The sequence below is a fragment of the Streptomyces sp. NPDC014894 genome (assembly GCF_043080985.1).
Classification (GTDB): Bacteria; Actinomycetota; Actinomycetes; order Streptomycetales; family Streptomycetaceae; genus Streptomyces.
The window spans coordinates 338676-354405 of record NZ_JBIBWD010000002.1 but is presented as its reverse complement, the minus strand read 5'-3'; the positions used below and the strand labels follow the sequence as shown (position 1 = coordinate 354405).

Below are 15730 nucleotides of genomic sequence, written 5' to 3'. Positions count from 1 at the left end.
CATGACGACGACGGTCGAGGAGCGCTGGGCGCAGTTCTTCCGGTACGGCCCGTACGCCCTGCTGGGCCTCGCCACACTGCTCGGAGCCGTGGCCGCCCCCCTCCTGATGACCCGGCGGGAGATGTACGCCGCGGGTGCTCTGCTCCTCGCCGTGCTGGCCGTGCAGGCGTGGTGGTCGCGGGCCGTGCCCCGGCTGCTCGCGGCGGGGGCGGCGGGGGCGGCGGGGGCGGATCCTACGGCCGGTGACGGGCGTACGGCCGGTGAGGGGCGGCAGAGGCACGGCGCTCGGGTGCTGCCCGAGGGGACCCGCGCCGGCCGCGTCCACTTCGCGCTGCGCACCGCCCTCGCCTTCGCCCTGACCTGGCTCAACCCCTTCTTCTCGATCTACGCGTGCCTCGGCTACTTCGACGCCGGGCAGCTGCTGCCGCCGCGCGCCGCCCGGGCGGGGCTGATGGTGACCGCCGTCGCCGTGGCGGGCTCCCAGTCCGGCGGTCTGCCGCCGGACTCCCTGGGGCGGTGGGTCGCCTTCGGCACCCTGCTCGCCTTCAACGCGACGCTCACCATCGGCCTCGACCGCCTCGTCGCCAAGGAGACCGAGAAGGCCGAGGAGCGGGCCGAGACCATCGCCGCTCTGGAGCGGGCCCTCGCCGAGAACGCCGCCCTCCACGCCCAGCTCGTGCTCCAGGCGCGGGAGGCCGGCGTCGCCGACGAGCGCCGCCGCCTCGCCGCCGAGATCCACGACACCATCGCGCAGGGTCTGACCGGCGTCATCGCCCAGCTCCAGGTGGTCTCCTCCACCGCCGATCCGGGCCTGGCCCGAGAGCACCTGGACCGCGCCCAGTCACTGGCCCGGCGCTCCCTGGGCGAGGCCCGGCGATCCGTACAGAATCTCTCCCCGGCCGCCCTGGAGCACGACACGCTCTCCCAGGCGCTGCGGAAGACCGTCGGCGAATGGTCCGAGCGCACCGGGGTCACCGCCCGGTTCACCGTCACCGGCGCCGAGGAGCCCCTGCACGGCGAGGTCGCCGCCACTCTTCTGCGGATCGCCCAGGAGGCGCTCGCCAACACCGCCCGTCACTCCGGCGCCTTCCGCGCGGGCGTCACCCTGTCCTACATGGGCGACGAGGTCACCCTGGACGTACGCGACGACGGCCGCGGCTTCGACCACCTCGCCGAGGTGCCGCGCACCGGCGGCGGCGGCTTCGGCCTCGACGGGATGCGCGCCCGCGCCGAACGCATCGCCGGCGCCCTCGCCGTCGAGTCGGAACCCGGTCGGGGCACCGCGATCAGCGCCCGCGTACCGTTGGTACGCCATGACTGAACCGATCATCACCCTGCTCATCGTCGACGACCACCCCGTCGTCCGGGACGGTCTGCGCGGCATGTTCGCCTCCGATCCCGGCTTCGACGTCCTGGGCGAGGCCGCGGGCGGCGTCGAGGGGGTGGAACTCGCCCGGCGCCTCGACCCGGACGTCGTCCTCATGGACCTGCGCATGCCCGCCGGCGGCGGAGTGCGGGCGATCGCCGAACTCACCCGGTCCGGCGCCCGCGCCAAGGTCCTCGTGCTCACCACGTACGACACGGACTCCGACACCATCCCCGCGATCGAGGCCGGCGCCACCGGCTACCTCCTCAAGGACGCTCCCCGCGACGAGCTGTTCACCGCGGTCCGCGCCGCCGCCGAGGGGCGCACCGTCCTGTCCCCCGCCGTCGCGTCCCGCCTCGTCAGCGCCGTCCGGAATCCCGCCGCCCCGGCGGCCAAGGTGCTCTCGGCCCGCGAGCGCGAGGTGCTCGAACTCGTCGCCAGGGGCACCTCGAACCGCGAGATCGCCCGGGAACTCTTCATCAGCGAGGCGACGGTCAAGACCCATCTCACGCATCTGTACGGAAAGTTGGGCGTCAAGGACCGGGCGGCCGCGGTGGCGGTGGGGTACGACCGCGGCATTCTGGGGTGAGCCGCGCGGCCGGGGAAGCAGTCCGCCCAGACAGAACAACGGCGCGGGAAACGGCCTCGGCTCTTGTTCCGGAAGCCGCGCGGTGAGCGGATGCTCCGAGAAGATCGACCGCGGAACGCGGACAACGGGCGTCCACGGCGGACGCACGGTCACATGGCGGCCGAGGAACGGGCGTATCTGCCCGGGGCGATCCCCACGATCCGCTTGAAGTGCCGGGTGAGGTGCGACTGATCGTAGAAGCCCGCGGCGGTCGCCACCTCCACCGGCGGCCGGCCGTCGAGCAGGAGACGGCGGGCCAGGTCGACGCGCCGGGACATCACGTACTGGTGGGGGGCGATCCCGAAAGCGCCGCTGAAGGCGCGTACGAGGTGCGCGGGGTGGGCGTGGAGCAGACGCGCGGCCTCTTCGAGGGCGAGGCCTTCGAGCAGTCGCCCGTCGAGGAGGTCGCGCAGGTTCCGGGCGACGCCGTGGGCGGGGGGTCTCGTATCGGCGACGGCCGCTCCGGGGCGCAGGTGCCGGCCCAGGCGCTCGCCGATGAGGGCCAGACGGCTTTCGGCCTCGAACTCGTCGCCCCGGTCGGCGAGGGCCGTGTGCAGTTGTGCCACGCGTCGGCGCAGGACGGGATCGGCGAGGTCCGGGCCGTCGACCGCAGGCCCGATGAAGCTCTCGTCCAGACGCGTCATGTCGAGGTAGACCACGCGCTTGCGGAAGCCCTGGGGGCCGGCGGGCGAGCCGTTGTGCGGAACCTGCGGCGGGAGGAGGCTCACGGTGTCGCCCGGAGTCGCGCGCCGGTGGCGGTCCAGGTCGTATCGGACCGTGCCGTCGTCGACGATCAGCAGGGTCCACGCGTCGTGCACATGCATGGGGTACGCGTGCTCGGTGAAGTGGGCGTGGAAGACCTCCACGACACCCGGGACCGACGGGCGCCAGGCGGAGATCTCGGGCCGGGGCGTCACGCTAAGAACGTACAAGACGGGAGTGGTCCGCACCCGGGAGTCTCACAGCATGAAATCCGAGACCGAGACCATGAACCAGACCGGCGCGGGGATCGCGGGCGCGCCTCTCCGCCTCGACAGCAAGATCGCTGTCCTGCTGCGCGACGATCTCGAGACCTGGCAGCGGCTGAATGTGACGGCCTTCCTCGTCAGCGGGCTCGGCGCCATGGCCCCCGAGGTGATCGGCGAGCCGTACGCGGACGCCGACGGCACTCCGTATCTGCCGATGTTCCGCCAGCCGGTGCTGGTCTTCGAAGGGTCCAAGGAGACGCTGACCGCCGCGCACACCCGTGTCCTGTCACGATCACTGCCGAGGGCCGTGTTCACGTCGGACCTGTTCCACACGGGCAACGACCGGGACAACCGGGCGGCGGTGCGGGCCGTCGGCAAGGACCGGCTCGATCTGGTCGGCATGGCCGTGTACGGGCCGCGGAACGCGGTGGACAAAGCCCTCAAGGGCTCGCGCATGCACCCCTGAGAGATCTCGCCCCGGCCGTCGGCGCTCGGGCGCCCGGAGCGCTCAGCCCGTGACGACGGTGCGGATCGTGCCCTGCTCGGCGACCGGCGCGTAGTACTCCGTGAACAGCTTCCCGACCAGCTCGCCCCGGCTGGAGACGCCGGTCTTCTCGAAGACCGCCTTGATGTGGTCGCGCACGGTGTGCGGCGACAGACGCAGTCGTGCGGCGATCTCACCGGTGGGGAGGCCGCGCGCCACGCACTGGGTCACCTCCGTCTCACGGTCCGTCAGCCCGTACGCGTCGACGACGAGGGGGGTGATGTCGGATGCTCTCGCCGGTTCGATCACGACGGCCGACGGCCCCGGCGCGCCGTCGGCCTGTCGCAGGCAGGAGGCGTGGCAGATGAGCCGACGGGGCTGCTGATCCAGTCCTTCGCGCTCGGCCTCCCCGTTCCCGTCGTCGTCGCGCTCGCCGCCGCGCTGCCGGCCTCGCTCGCCGGGACCGTCCGGCGGGCCCGTACCGTCCAGAACGCCTTCGTACCCCGCGCGCTGATCACCGACAGCACGTTCGTCCGCGCCGCCGTCACCGGCATCGGGGTGTACGCCGGACTGTTCGCCGCGATGTACGCGGTGCCGCAGATCCTCGTCCGCGACAGCGGCTGGAGCGTTCTCGCCGTCGGCGGCCGGATGCTGCCCGGCGCGGTGGCCGGGGCGGTGCTGTCCCGGGTCGCGGGGCGGCTGACGGCGGGGCCCGGGGGCAGCCGGCTGCTCGCCGTCGTCGCCCTGGCGACCGCCGGGGCGCTGGCGGCCTCGCTCGCGGGACCGGCCCGACGCAGCTCGTCATCGGGGCCTCACTGGGGTTCGCCGCCTTCGCGGTGACCCAGGTCGTCGCCACCGCGCTGCTGTCGGCCCGGGTCGAACCGGCGCTCCGGGGCGGTGCGATGGGGCTGCTCAACCTGAGCTTCTTCGTCGGCGGCGGGATCGGCAGCGCCACGGCCGGCGCACTCGCCCAGTCGATGCCGCTCGCCACCGCGCTGGGCCTGGTCGCCGCCTTCCCGCTGGTCGCCGGGCTGATCGCAGTCACGCTCACGCCCCGCCGGCGACGCCCTCCTCGCCCATGACGCTCCGGGTCCCGCGGCTCGACGGCGGGAAGGCCGGGTGGCGGCGCGGACACGAGTACGGGTACGAGGGGCAGGGGGCGCACGGCCGACCGGGGCCCTCCCGGCAGCCGCCGCGACCGCATGCGCTTGACTGAGTTCATGATCGACGGCGGCGGACACGGATCCGGAGCGAGATCCGTGTCCGCCGTTCCCGCATACGACACCGGCTTCCCGAAGGGCAGGACAGAATCGTGCGTCCGCCGGCGGACTCCCGCCACCTGCTCGTCACGCACTGGCACGGCGAGCGCCCGTACGCGCTGACCGTGCTCGCGGTGGCCGCGGAGCGGCTCGCCGAGGCCGAGGAGCGCGCTCACGCGGTCCTCGGCGGGCGGCGGCTGCCGGATTCCTGGCAGGGGGCCGGCCCGCTGGTGCGCGAGCGTCTGGTCCGGGAGTGCCGGAGCATCCCCGTCGAGGGACTCTGACATCTCACGGACGAGGGTGCCGGAGCCGCCGAGGCCGGGAGCCGGCTGCTGGAGCAGACCGCCCAGGAGTGGGAGTTCGGGCGGGAGCCGATCGCCGAGGAGGCCCTGCCGGGGCTGCGGGCCCTGGCGCGGCTGTCGGCGACGGCGTGCCGGATGCCGCCGGACATTCCGCTCGCCGCCGATGAGGATCTCCTCGACGTCTACGACCAGTACACGATCGGCTGACCGGCCGTGCGGCCCGCACGGCGCCGCGCCCGCTGCCCGGTCAGGAGCCGGGCAGCCAGTGGGCGGCGGCCCAGGCGCGCAGCTCCTGGGGGCTGCCGAGCCGACGGCTCTCGACGGCGGCGTGCCGGTAGAAGCGCTGGACCGGCGCCTTGAGCGTGTAGCCGTGGGCGCCGTGCAGCTGGACCGCGTCGGCGGTCGTATCGCGGGCGAGGTCGGCGACGAGCGCCAGCGCGGCGGCGGAACGCGCGGGGTCGACCGTGCCCCGGTCGTGCCGCAGCGCGAGGCCCCCGATGAGCGTACGCGCCGCGAACAGCCGGGCGGTGAGCGCGGCCAGCCGCAGCGAGACGTGCTGGAAGGACGCGATCGACTGCCCGAACTGCCGGCGCCGTTTGGTGTGATCGAGCGTCAGGTCGAAGACCTGTGCGGACAGTCCCAGCAGGTAGCCGGCCTGACGCAGCTGGTATCGGTCGAGCAGGGCGGCGAACGGCGCGTCGCCGACCCCGGTCAGGACGCCGTCCGCGACGACCTCCGCCTTCCGGAACCGCACGGTGTACAGGTCGGTGAGGCCGAGCGCGTCCTCACGGTCCAGAACGACGCCCGGCTGGTCGCGGCGGACCGCCACGAGGACCGCTTCCGCGCTCTCCGGAAGGCCGGGGCCGTCGGCGGGGAGCGCCGCGACCACGAGGAGTTCCGCCGTGTCGGCGTGCGGCACGGCGGTCGCCCGGCCGGTCAGCGTCCCTCCTCGCAGCAGCGGGAGATCCCCGGCGGGACCGGCGCCGCGCAGCCCGGCGGGACCGGCGGCCAGGGCCGCCGTGAGCGCCCCGCGTGCCGCCCGCTCGGCCCAGGTGCGGCGGGGGCCTTCCGCCCCGGCGAGTTCCGCCACCGCGACGGTGTCCTGATACGGAGCGCGCAGCAGCACGCGGCCGAACTCCTCGGCCGCGACCACGGAGTCGGCGAGCCCCGACCCGAGCCCTCCGGCCCCGGTCGGCAAGGTGAGCCGCACCGCGCCGCTCCGGACCAGGGCGGCCCACGCGTCGCCGGGCCCCCGGTCCGGTCCGGCCGCGACGGCGGCGCCCGCCGCGGCGGCGACCAGGTCGGGGAACTCCGCCGCCAGGAAGCCGCGCAGGCGGCGTCGGAAGCCCGCCGCCGCGTCGTCCAGCTCGCCGGCCGCCGCGTCCGCGGTCTGGACCCGCAGATGCGCGCCCGCGATCGAGTGCAGCATGATCTCGGAGGATCCCGCGGACAGGGTGAGGCCCGGCGCCTCGCGGTACCAGTCCCCGGGCCGGGAGCCGGGCGCGGCGCCGGGCGGGTCGGCGGCCGGGCCGAGGTCCTGGGCCAGGCGGACGAGCGGGCGGGCCTGCTCGGTGTTCCACCACTTCGACATCGCCGCGCCGACATGGTCGAGTTCGCCGTGCGCCTGCCGGCCGATCTGCTCCCAGGCCAGGAATCCGCCCGCGTCGACCCGGATCTCCAGGTCGGCGAGGGCCGCCTCGGCGGCGGGGGCGACGGGGGCCTCGCTCGCGCGAATCCTGGCGGCCAGGGTGTCCAGCCAGCCGCGCAGCTTCAGATGGGCCTCCAGACCGGTGCGCTCGACCGCCAGCGCCGCGTTCAGCAGCGGCCAGGCCTCGCCCGGCGCCCCGACCACGTACGCGTCGGGGACGTGCAGGCCGTCGAATTCGACGACGCTGAACGGGTGGTCGCTCAGACACGGCTCCGGCCGTACGGCGACCCCGGGGCCCTCCAGCGGCGCCCAGAAGAGGGTGATGCCCTGGTGGGGTGTGTCGCCCGCAGGCGCGGTGCGGGCCGCCACCAGTCCGTAGCGGGCGTGCTCGGTCGCCTGACTGTAGGTCTTGACGCCGAACAGCCGGTAGCCGCCGCCCGGGGCCGGTTCCGCGCGCGTCCGCAGCGCGGCCAGGTCGGAGCCGGCTCCCGACTCGCTGTAGAGCGTGCACGAGGTCAGCTCGCCGGACGCGATCCGCGGCAGGAACTCCTCGCGTACCGAGTCGTCGGCGGCGAGCAGCAGCAGGTTGCCCGCGTAGCAGACCGACACCACGAACAGCAGGTCGGGCAGTCCGTGCCGGACCAGCTCGCGATGGACCAGGGCCGTCTCGACGGGTCCCAGGCCGCGCCCGCCGTAGGCGCTCGGCCAACCGGGGGCGAGCAGGCCCCGGGCGCCGAGCACCCGGTGCGCCGCGCGGAGCGCGTCGGTCCGGTCGGGCGCGGCCGGATCGGCGTCGTGGTAGGCGGCGACGGCGGCGCTCATCGGCCCCTGGTCGAAGAAGGCGGCGATCTCGTCGGCGAAGCTCCGCTGCTGGGCGGTGAGGGCGATTTCGGTCATGTCGGCTCCTCCTCGGCCACCAGTCGGGCGACCTCCTCGTCCGAGAGCAGGTCGAGCCGTTCGTTCAGCGCTTCCTCGATCCGCTCGGACAGCCGGGCGGCGGTGCGCAGGTCGAACAGTTCCTCGACGGTCAGCGGCACCGCGAAGCGTTCGCGCAGCCGGGCGGTGACCTGGGTGGCGAGCAGCGAGTGCCCGCCGAGGTCGACGAAGGCGTCGTGCACGCCGATCGCCTCCTCGCCGAGCATGTCCCGCCACACGGCGACGACGACCCGCTCGACCTCGGTGCGAGGCGGCTCGGCGGCGGCCGGGGACGCGGGGACGGCCGGGGCTTCGGGGGCGGCCGCGACGGCCCGCGCGTCCGCGGGCACGGGGACCGCCGGGTCGACGTGCGGGTGGCGGCCCGCGGCCTCCACCCAGTGCCGCCGCCGCTGGAAGGGATAGGTCGGCAGCGGCACCCGCGCCCGCCGTTCGCCCGCGTGGTAGGCCGCCCAGTCGACGCCGACGCCGGCCGTCCACAGCCGGGCCAGCGCGTCGGGCAGCCGGGCGCCGCCCGCCGCCGCCGGGTCGTCGGCCGGCAGCGAGGCGACCGTCACCGGGCGGGCGGCCCCGCCGGCCCGCCGGGCGAGGGAGCCGAGAGCCCCGCCGGGGCCGACTTCGAGCAGCACGCGCGGCGCCCCGTCCAGTAGCGTGTTCAGGCCCGCGCCGAACCTGACCGTCGTACGCAGGTGTTCGGCCCAGTACGCCGGGCTGCCCGCCTGCGCGGCGGTCACCCAGTCGCCGGTCACGTTCGACACGTACGGGATGCGCGGTTCGTGCCGGGGAGCCTGGCCCACCAGCGCGGCGAACGCGTCGAGCACCGGGTCGAGCATCGCGGAGTGGAAGGCGTGCGAGGTGCGCAGCCGCCCCACCGCGACATCGCGGTCGGCCAGGCGCCGGGCGCACTCGTCGATCTCCCGGGCCGGGCCGGAGAGCACCCCGAGGCGGGGCCCGTTGACGGCGGCCAGCGCGATCCCGCCCTTCGCGAGGTCGCGCAGCTCGTCCTCCGGCAGGCCGACGCTCAGCATGCTCCCCGGCGGCAGGCCCTGCACCAGACGGCCGCGCGCCGCGACCAGCGCGAGGGCGTCGTCGAGGGCGAACACGCCCGCGAGGCACGCGGCGGTCAGCTCGCCGACGCTGTGCCCGATCATCGCCTCGGGCACGACGCCCCACCCGGTCCACAGCTTCGCCAGCGCGTACTCGACGACGAACAGCGCGGGCTGTGCGAGCGCGGTGTCGTCGAGGCCGTAGGGCGCGTCCGCGCGGCCGCCGGAGCCGAAGACCGGCCCCCGCAGATCGAAGCCGAGATGCGGGACCAGGATCCCGGCGCACCGGTCGACCGTGGCGCGGAAGGCGGGCTCGGACTCGTACAGCAGGGCCGCCATGCCGGCGCGCTGGGCTCCCTGGCCGGGGAAGGCGAACACGACCCGGCGGTCCGCGTCCGCCGCGTCGTCGCCGCCGGAGGCGGACACTCCGTCGAGCGCGGCCAGGGCGTCCTCGGTGCTCCCGCACGGCACGGCCCACCGGTGGCGCAGCTGTCTGCGGCCGACCTGGAGGGTGTAGGCGGTGTCCGCCAGCGCGGCCGTCGGGCGGGTGCGCAGATGCTCGGCCAGATGCGCCGCCGCGTCGGCGAGGGCCCGCGGTGTCGCGCCGGAGAGCGTGAGGATCTGCCGCTCCCGTGCCGGGTCGTCCCCCGGCGCGCTCGGCGGCGGCTCCTGGAGCACCAGGTGCGCGTTGGTGCCGCCGATCCCGAACGAGCTGACGCCGGCTCGCCTCGGCCCGTTCCGGGGCGGCCATCCGGCCGCCTCGGAGGTGACCGTGAAGCCCGCGGCGGCCAGGCGGCTGTGCGGGTTGGGCTTCTCGAAGTGGAGCGTCGGCGGGAGGACGCCCTCGCGCAGCGCGAGGGTCGCCTTGATCAGGCCGGTCACGCCGGCGGCCACGTCGAGGTGGCCGAGGTTCGTCTTGACCGAGCCGAGCACGCATGCGGCCGCCGCGCCGTCCCGGTCAGGCGCCTCGGCCGCCGCGCCGTTTCGTTCCAGCGCCTCGGCCAGCGCGGCGACCTCGATCGGGTCGCCGAGCGCGGTGCCGGTGCCGTGCGCCTCCACATAGCCGATCGATCCCGGGTCGACGCCCGCCGCCCCGATCGCCTCGGCGATCACCTCGGCCTGGCCGCGCGCGCTCGGCGCGGTGTAACCGGACTTGGCGGCCCCGTCGTTGTTGATCGCGGAGCCGAGAATCAGCGCGTGCAGGGTGTCGCCGTCGGCCAGCGCGTCCACGGCCCGCTTCAGCACGACCACTCCGGCGCCGGCGCCCGGCACCGTACCGGCGGCGGAGGCATCGAAGGCCCGGCAGTGCCCGTCGGGCGCCATGATGCCCTGCTGCTCGTAGCGGTAGCCGGCGGTCTGCGGCAGGCTCACCGCCACCCCGCCGGCCAGCGCCATGTCGCACTGCCCGGTCAGCAGCGCCTGCGTGGCCAGGTGCACGGCCACCAGCGATGTCGAGCAGGACGTCTGCACGGTGACGGCGGGGCCGCGCAGATCGAGCAGATGCGCGACCCGGGTGGTCAGGTGGTCCTTGTCGTTGGCCAGCAGGATCCGGTAGCCGCCGACCGACGCGACGAGGGCCGGGTCCGCCAGCAGGCCGAGCAGATAGGTGCTGATCGCCGCGCCGCCGAAGACCGCCGTGTGGCCCGGATGGCGCGCGGTGTCGTACCCCGCGTGCTCCACCGCCTCCCAGGCGCACTCCAGGAAGATCCGCTGCTGCGGGTCCAGGAGGTCGGCGTCCCGGGCGCTGAACCCGAAGAACGCCGAGTCGAACAGCTCGACGCCGTCGAGGACCGCACGGGCCGGGACGTACGCGGGATCGGAGCGTTCCCGCTCGGGGACGCCCGCGGCGGCGAGCCGGTCGGGTGAGAAGACGGTGACGGACTCACGGCCCTCGCACAGATTGCGCCACAGCGCGTCGACCGAGGGCGCGCCCGGGAAGCGGCCGGCCATCCCGATCACGGCGACGGCGTCGGGCGGGACGCCGGGCGCGCTCGGCCCGGGATCCGACAGGTTGGCATCCGTCATGGAACCGTTCACTGCTCCTTCACAGGGTCGGGTGCGGCCCGCCCGGACAGCGAGGCCCGGCGTGCGGCGCCCCGGCCGCGGGCCGGGGAGAGCGCGGCCGGCGCGCCCGGATCCGCCGGAGCGTCGGTGAGGGCGTCGATCCGGCCGGCCAGCCGGCGCGGCGTCGGATGCTGGAAGAGGTCGATGACCTCGAGCCCGGGAGCGCGGGCGACCAGCCGCTGGTGGGCCTGGACCGCGAGCACCGAATGGCCGCCGAGTTCGAAGAATCCGTCCCGCGCGCCGACCCGGTCCAGGCCGAGCACTTCGGCGAAGACGCCGGCGACGAACCGCTCGGTCTCGGTGCGCGCCGGGCTGAAGGCGTGCTCGGCGGCGGGGGCCGAGGGCGGCGGCAGCGCTGTACGGTCCACCTTGCCGCTGCTGGTCAGCGGCACTTCGGGGATCACACCGATCGCCGCGGGCAGCATGTAGTCCGGCAGCCGGCCGCGCAGGAAGTCCCGCAGCCGCGCGGCCTCGGCGGACCCGGGCGTGCCGTGTCCCGGCACCACGTGCGCGACCAGCCGGGCGCCGCCGGGCGCCGCCGCGTCCAGGCTCACCACGGCGTCGCGCACCCCGGGATACATCCGCAGCGCCGCCTCGACCTCGCCCATTTCCACCCGGAATCCGCGGATCTTGACCTGATCGTCGCCGCGGCCCAGGTACTCCATGTCGCCGTCGGCGGTGCGCCGCACCATGTCGCCGGTCCGGTAGGCGCGCCCCGGGCCGCCGAACGGCGCGGGGACGAAGCGCTCCGCGTCCAGCTCCGGCCGGCCGAGGTAGCCGCGGGCGACACCGGGGCCGGCGGTCAGCAGTTCGCCGGGCACCCCGATCGGCACCGGCTGCGACAGGCCGTCGACCACCAGCCGCCGCACCTCGGGCAGCGGTGCGCCGACCGGGCTGCGCGGGTGCGCCGCGTCGGCGTTCCGGATCCGCCGCCAGTAGGAGTGCACCGTCGTCTCGGTGGCACCGAGCAGATTGAGCACCTGGGGCCGGTCGTCGCCGTAGCGGGCGAACCAGTGGCCGAGCCGGCGCGGGTCGAGGCGTTCGCCGGCCAGCACCACCGCGCGCAGGCCGGGCAGCGGCGGGGCCGCCGCGTCCGCCTCCACGAGTCCGTAGAAGGCGGTCGGGGTCTGGCTCAGGACGCTGACCCGGTGCTCGTCCAGCAGGCGGTGCAGGGCCGCGGGCGATCGGCTGACCGCGTGCGGCACCACCACCAGCGTCCCGCCGTGCAGCAGCGCGCCGAAGACCTCCCAGACCGAGACGTCGAAGGTGTGGGCGTGGAACATCGTCCACACGTCGTGCTCGTCGGGCGCGAGCAGGGCGTGGGCGGCGCGGAAGAGCCACACGACCTGCCGGTGCTCCACCAGGACGCCCTTGGGCGCGCCGGTCGAACCCGAGGTGTAGATCACGTACGCCAGGTCCGCCGACGACGGGGGCCCGGCGGGCTCGACGCGCCGGGCGGGTTCGGAACGCGGGGCGGGTTCGGAACGCGGGGCGTCCGCCTTTTCCCGGCCGTCGAGGTCCAGGCCATCGAGGTCCCGGTCGTGGAGGTCCAGGCCGTCGAGGTCCAGGATCGCGGCGCCCTCCGGGGCCGGCGCCTGGGCGTCGAGCCCGCGGTGCGTGACGACCACCGCGGTCCCGGCGTCCGCGAGGACCCGGCGGGTGCGGTCGAGCGGCCCCGACGGGTCGACGGGCACATAGGCGCCGCCCGCCGCGAGCACCCCGAGGATCGCGGTCACCTGGTCGATGCCGCGCTCCAGGAACAGGCCGACGAGGGTGCCCCGCCGCACCCCGGCCTGCCGCAACCGCGCAGCCAGCCCGGCGACCTGACGGCTCAGCTCGGCGTATCTGATCCGCTCGGCGCCGTCGCGGACCGCGACGTTCGCCGGAGTACGCGCCGCCTGCGCGGCGAACAGCTCGTCCAGCCGGGCGTCGGGCCCGAACCCGGACCGCTCCTCGTGCGCCTCCGTGTCCCCGGGAGCGAGCGGCTCGCCGTCCCGCCAGTCCGCGGCGAGCGCCGCGGTCTCGGCCGGGGTGAGCACCGCCAGCCGGTCCACGGGCCGGTCCGGCTCCGAGGCGGCGTCACCGAGCAGGACGGCCAGGTGGCCGGCCATCCGCTCGGCCGTCGCCCGGTCGTAGAGGTCGGCGCTGTATTCGAGATGCCCCTCCAGGCCGCCGGACCCGGTCTCGACCAGGCCGAGGTTCAGATCCACCTTCGCGGCCGTGTGCAGGTCGGGCAGCGGCTCCGCGACCAGCCCCGGCGTCGCGGGCAGCGGCACGGGCGGGTTGTGCAGGGCGAACATCACCTGGAAGACCGGGTTGCGGTCGATGTCGCGGGGGGCGCGCAGCTCCTCGACGACCCGCTCGAAGGGCACGTCCTGGTGGGCGAGCGCCCGGCCCACGGTGTCGCGGACCCGGCGCAGCAGGGCGCGGAAGGCCGGTGCGCCCGCCAGCGGGACCCGTACCGCGACGGTGTTGACGAAGCAGCCGATCAGCGGCTCGGTGCTGGTCCGGCCCCGGTTCGCGACCGGCACCCCGATCACCACCTCGTCCTGCCCGCTGTAGCGGCCGAGCAGCGCCGCGTACCCGGTGAGCAGCACCATGAACAGCGTCGCCCGCTCGGTCTCGGCGAGGCCGCGCAGCCGGGCGGTCAGGTCCGCCGGCAGCGTGAACGTCCACGTGCCGCCGGTGTGCGTGGGGACGGCGGGCCGGGGCCGGTCGGCCGGCAACTCCAGCGCGGCCGGGGCCCCGCGCAGCTCCTCGCGCCAGTACGCCAGCCCGGCGACGGCGTCCGGCGGGTCGGCGGAGCGCTGCCAGTGCGCGTAGTCGGCGTACTGCAGGGGAAGTTCGGGCAGTTCGGCGGGGTGTCCGGTGAGGTGTCCGCGGTAGCGGGTCATCAGCTCGCCGAGCAGTACGCGCAGGGACCAGCCGTCCGTCACCAGGTGGTGCAGGACCAGTCCGAGCAGGTGATCGTCGAAGCCGGTCCTGACCAGGCGGGCGCGGAGCAACGGCGGTCGGCCGAGGTCGAACGGGCGCGCGGCCGAGGCGCGGATCCGGTCGGCCGCGTCCTCGGTACGCCCGTCTTCGGGCCGCCCGTCGGCGGCCGGCCCGAGGTCCTCGACGTCGAAGTCCACCGCGGCCTCGGGCGCGACGATCTGCACCGGCCGGCCGTCGCGCAGTTCGAAGCCGGTGCGCAGGATCTCGTGCCGCCGCACCAGGTCCGCCAGCGCCCGTTCGAGCAGCACCGCGTCCAGCGGCCCGCGCAGCCGTACCGCGCAGAGTTCGTTGTACGCCGTGGTGCCCGGCCGCACCTGCTCGAACAGCCACAGCCGCTGCTGGGGGTAGGACAGCGGGGCGGGCCCCGGCGGGCGGCGGGGGACGGCCGCCGGGCCGGTCGCGCGCAAGCGCTCGCGCAGCAGCAGTTCGGCCAGGGCGCGCCGCTGATCCGCCGGGTCGGCGGCCATCAGGCGAGGGCCGCGGCCCAGGCGGCCCGGTGGGTCCGCAGGTGGTCACGGGACCGCTCGATGTCGATCGAGGTCTGGCGGTCCTCGTCGAGCCGCGGCACCCGCGCCCGGAATTCGCGCAGGACCCGCGCGGCCCACTCCGAGGTCCGCAGTTCCTCGTTCAGGTCGATCGCCTGCGCCGCGGCCAGCAGTTCGATCGCGAGCACGTACTCGCAGTTGTCGAGGATCGTGTCGAGCTTGTACGCGCTGGTGGCGCCCATGCTGACGTGGTCCTCCTGCAACTGGCAGGTGGGGATCGTGTCGATGCTGGCCGGGGTGGCCAGCACCTTGTTCTCGTTGACCAGCGCGGCCGAGGTGTACTGCGCGACCATCAGACCGGAGTCGAGGCCGGGCCGGGGCGCGAGGAAGTCGGGCAGCCCGTGCTGGCCGGACAGCAGCTGGTAGGTGCGCCGCTCGGCGATGTTGGCCAGCTCGCTCATCGCGATGGCCAGGAAGTCCAGCGCGAAGGCGGTGGACTCGCCGTGCAGATTGCCGCCGAGGATCACCCGGTCGTGCTCGGGGAAGAACAGCGGGTTGTCCGAGACGCTGTTGCACTCCTGCTCGATCACCGTTCTGACGTGCGCGTACGTCTGCCGCACCGCGCCGTGCACCTGTGGTACGCAGCGGAACGAGTACGGGTCCTCCTGAGCGATGTTGCAGCCGGGCAGGGTGTGGTGGTTGCTGCCCTCCAGCAGGTTCCGCAGATTGGCCGCCACCGCTCCGCGCTCGGGGTGCAGCGATGTCTCGTGGAGGATCCGCTGGTAGAAGGTGTCCGCACAGCTGAAGCCCTGGATGCTGAGCGAGGCGGTCAGGTCGGCGGAGCCGATCAGTTCGCCGCAGCGGACCACCGAGTCCACCGCCAGGGCGTTGATGTACTGCACGCCGTTGGTGAGTGCCAGCCCCTCCTTCGGACGCAGCCGCAGGGGCTGGAGGCCCAGTTCGGCCAGCGCCCCGGCGGCCTCGACCACCTCGCCGCGTACATGCACCCGGCCCAGGCCGATCACCGGCAGCGCCAGGTGGGCCAGCGGCGCGAGATCGCCGCTGGCGCCGACGGAGCCCTTCTTCGGCACCGCGGGGATCACGTCGGCGTTCCACAGTTCGAGCAGCCGCTCGACCGTCTCCAGCGTGATGCCGCTGTAACCGGCCCTGAAGGTCAGCAGCTTGACCAGCATCGCCAGCCGGGAGATCCGCTCGGGCACCAGATCGCCGACCCCGCAGGCGTGCGAGACGAGGTGTTTGTGCTGGAGGTCGACCATCTCCGCCGGGTCGATCCGGGTCTCGCACAGCGAACCGAAGCCGGTGTTCACTCCGTAGATGTGCCGGTCCTCGCCGGATATCCGCTCGATGTACCGGCCGCCCGCCTCGATCTTCGCGGCCACGTCGGGGGCCAGCGCGAGGCGGGGCGCGGTGACGGCGATGCGGTACAGCTCCTCCACGGTGTAGCGCTCGAAGGTGATCTCCACGGTCGGCCGGTCCTCGCCGCCGGCGTGCGGTGCGCGGCCGGTGCGGTGGGTGGGTTCTGTCGTCGTCAT

Annotated in this window: 12 protein-coding genes; 6 read left to right on the top strand and 6 right to left on the bottom strand. The window is 74.9% G+C overall.

Annotated features, from left to right (window positions below; translation table 11 throughout):
- Position 1: 1 nt before the first annotated feature.
- A complete protein-coding gene (locus ACF089_RS05560; RefSeq protein WP_392022233.1) occupies positions 2–1321 on the top strand; it encodes a sensor histidine kinase in 1320 nt (439 codons plus the stop codon).
- On the top strand, positions 1314–1955 hold the full coding sequence (locus ACF089_RS05555) for a response regulator (RefSeq protein ID WP_392022232.1): 642 nt from the start codon (positions 1314–1316) through the stop codon (positions 1953–1955). The genes ACF089_RS05560 and ACF089_RS05555 overlap by 8 nt, the downstream gene beginning before the upstream one ends.
- A 149-nt stretch (positions 1956–2104) precedes the next feature.
- On the opposite strand, the gene ACF089_RS05550 is transcribed toward ACF089_RS05555, so the two are convergent.
- Positions 2105–2911: an AraC family transcriptional regulator gene (locus ACF089_RS05550; protein ID WP_392022230.1), complete on the bottom strand. Its 807-nt coding sequence runs from the start codon at positions 2909–2911 to the stop codon at positions 2105–2107.
- Positions 2912–2960: 49 nt separating this feature from the next.
- Between ACF089_RS05550 and ACF089_RS05545 the strand changes: the two genes are divergently transcribed.
- Complete coding sequence (locus ACF089_RS05545) at positions 2961–3428, top strand: DUF2000 family protein (protein ID WP_392022228.1); 468 nt, start codon at positions 2961–2963, stop codon at positions 3426–3428.
- 42 nt (positions 3429–3470) lie between these two features.
- Here the strand turns inward: ACF089_RS05545 and ACF089_RS05540 are convergent, their stop codons facing one another.
- Positions 3471–3755 (bottom strand): helix-turn-helix transcriptional regulator, encoded by a 285-nt coding sequence (locus ACF089_RS05540; protein ID WP_392022225.1) that lies wholly within the window; start codon positions 3753–3755, stop codon positions 3471–3473.
- 48 nt (positions 3756–3803) lie between these two features.
- Between ACF089_RS05540 and ACF089_RS05535 the strand changes: the two genes are divergently transcribed.
- From ACF089_RS05535 to ACF089_RS05525, 3 genes are all read left to right on the top strand, one after another.
- Positions 3804–4286, top strand: coding sequence for a hypothetical protein (locus ACF089_RS05535; RefSeq protein WP_392022223.1), 483 nt, complete (start codon positions 3804–3806; stop codon positions 4284–4286).
- Positions 4283–4528, top strand: coding sequence for an MFS transporter (locus tag ACF089_RS05530; protein ID WP_392022221.1), 246 nt, complete (start codon positions 4283–4285; stop codon positions 4526–4528). The genes ACF089_RS05535 and ACF089_RS05530 overlap by 4 nt, the downstream gene beginning before the upstream one ends.
- A 230-nt stretch (positions 4529–4758) precedes the next feature.
- On the top strand, positions 4759–4989 hold the full coding sequence (locus tag ACF089_RS05525; RefSeq protein ID WP_392022219.1) for a hypothetical protein: 231 nt from the start codon (positions 4759–4761) through the stop codon (positions 4987–4989).
- A 265-nt stretch (positions 4990–5254) separates the two neighbouring features.
- On the opposite strand, the gene ACF089_RS05520 is transcribed toward ACF089_RS05525, so the two are convergent.
- From ACF089_RS05520 to hutH, 4 genes are read right to left on the bottom strand one after another with little or no spacing between them, the layout of a single operon-like run.
- Positions 5255–7552 (bottom strand): acyl-CoA dehydrogenase family protein, encoded by a 2298-nt coding sequence (locus ACF089_RS05520; protein WP_392022217.1) that lies wholly within the window; start codon positions 7550–7552, stop codon positions 5255–5257.
- On the bottom strand, positions 7549–10659 hold the full coding sequence (locus ACF089_RS05515; protein WP_392022215.1) for a type I polyketide synthase: 3111 nt from the start codon (positions 10657–10659) through the stop codon (positions 7549–7551). Before ACF089_RS05515 ends, ACF089_RS05520 begins: the two co-directional genes overlap by 4 nt.
- Before the next feature lie 8 nt (positions 10660–10667).
- Positions 10668–14159 carry an amino acid adenylation domain-containing protein gene (locus ACF089_RS05510; RefSeq protein ID WP_392022213.1) on the bottom strand — a complete coding sequence of 1164 codons (3492 nt, stop codon included), beginning with the start codon at positions 14157–14159 and terminating at the stop codon, positions 10668–10670.
- Positions 14159–15730: a histidine ammonia-lyase gene (gene hutH / locus ACF089_RS05505; RefSeq protein WP_392022210.1), complete on the bottom strand. Its 1572-nt coding sequence runs from the start codon at positions 15728–15730 to the stop codon at positions 14159–14161. The genes ACF089_RS05510 and hutH overlap by 1 nt, the downstream gene beginning before the upstream one ends.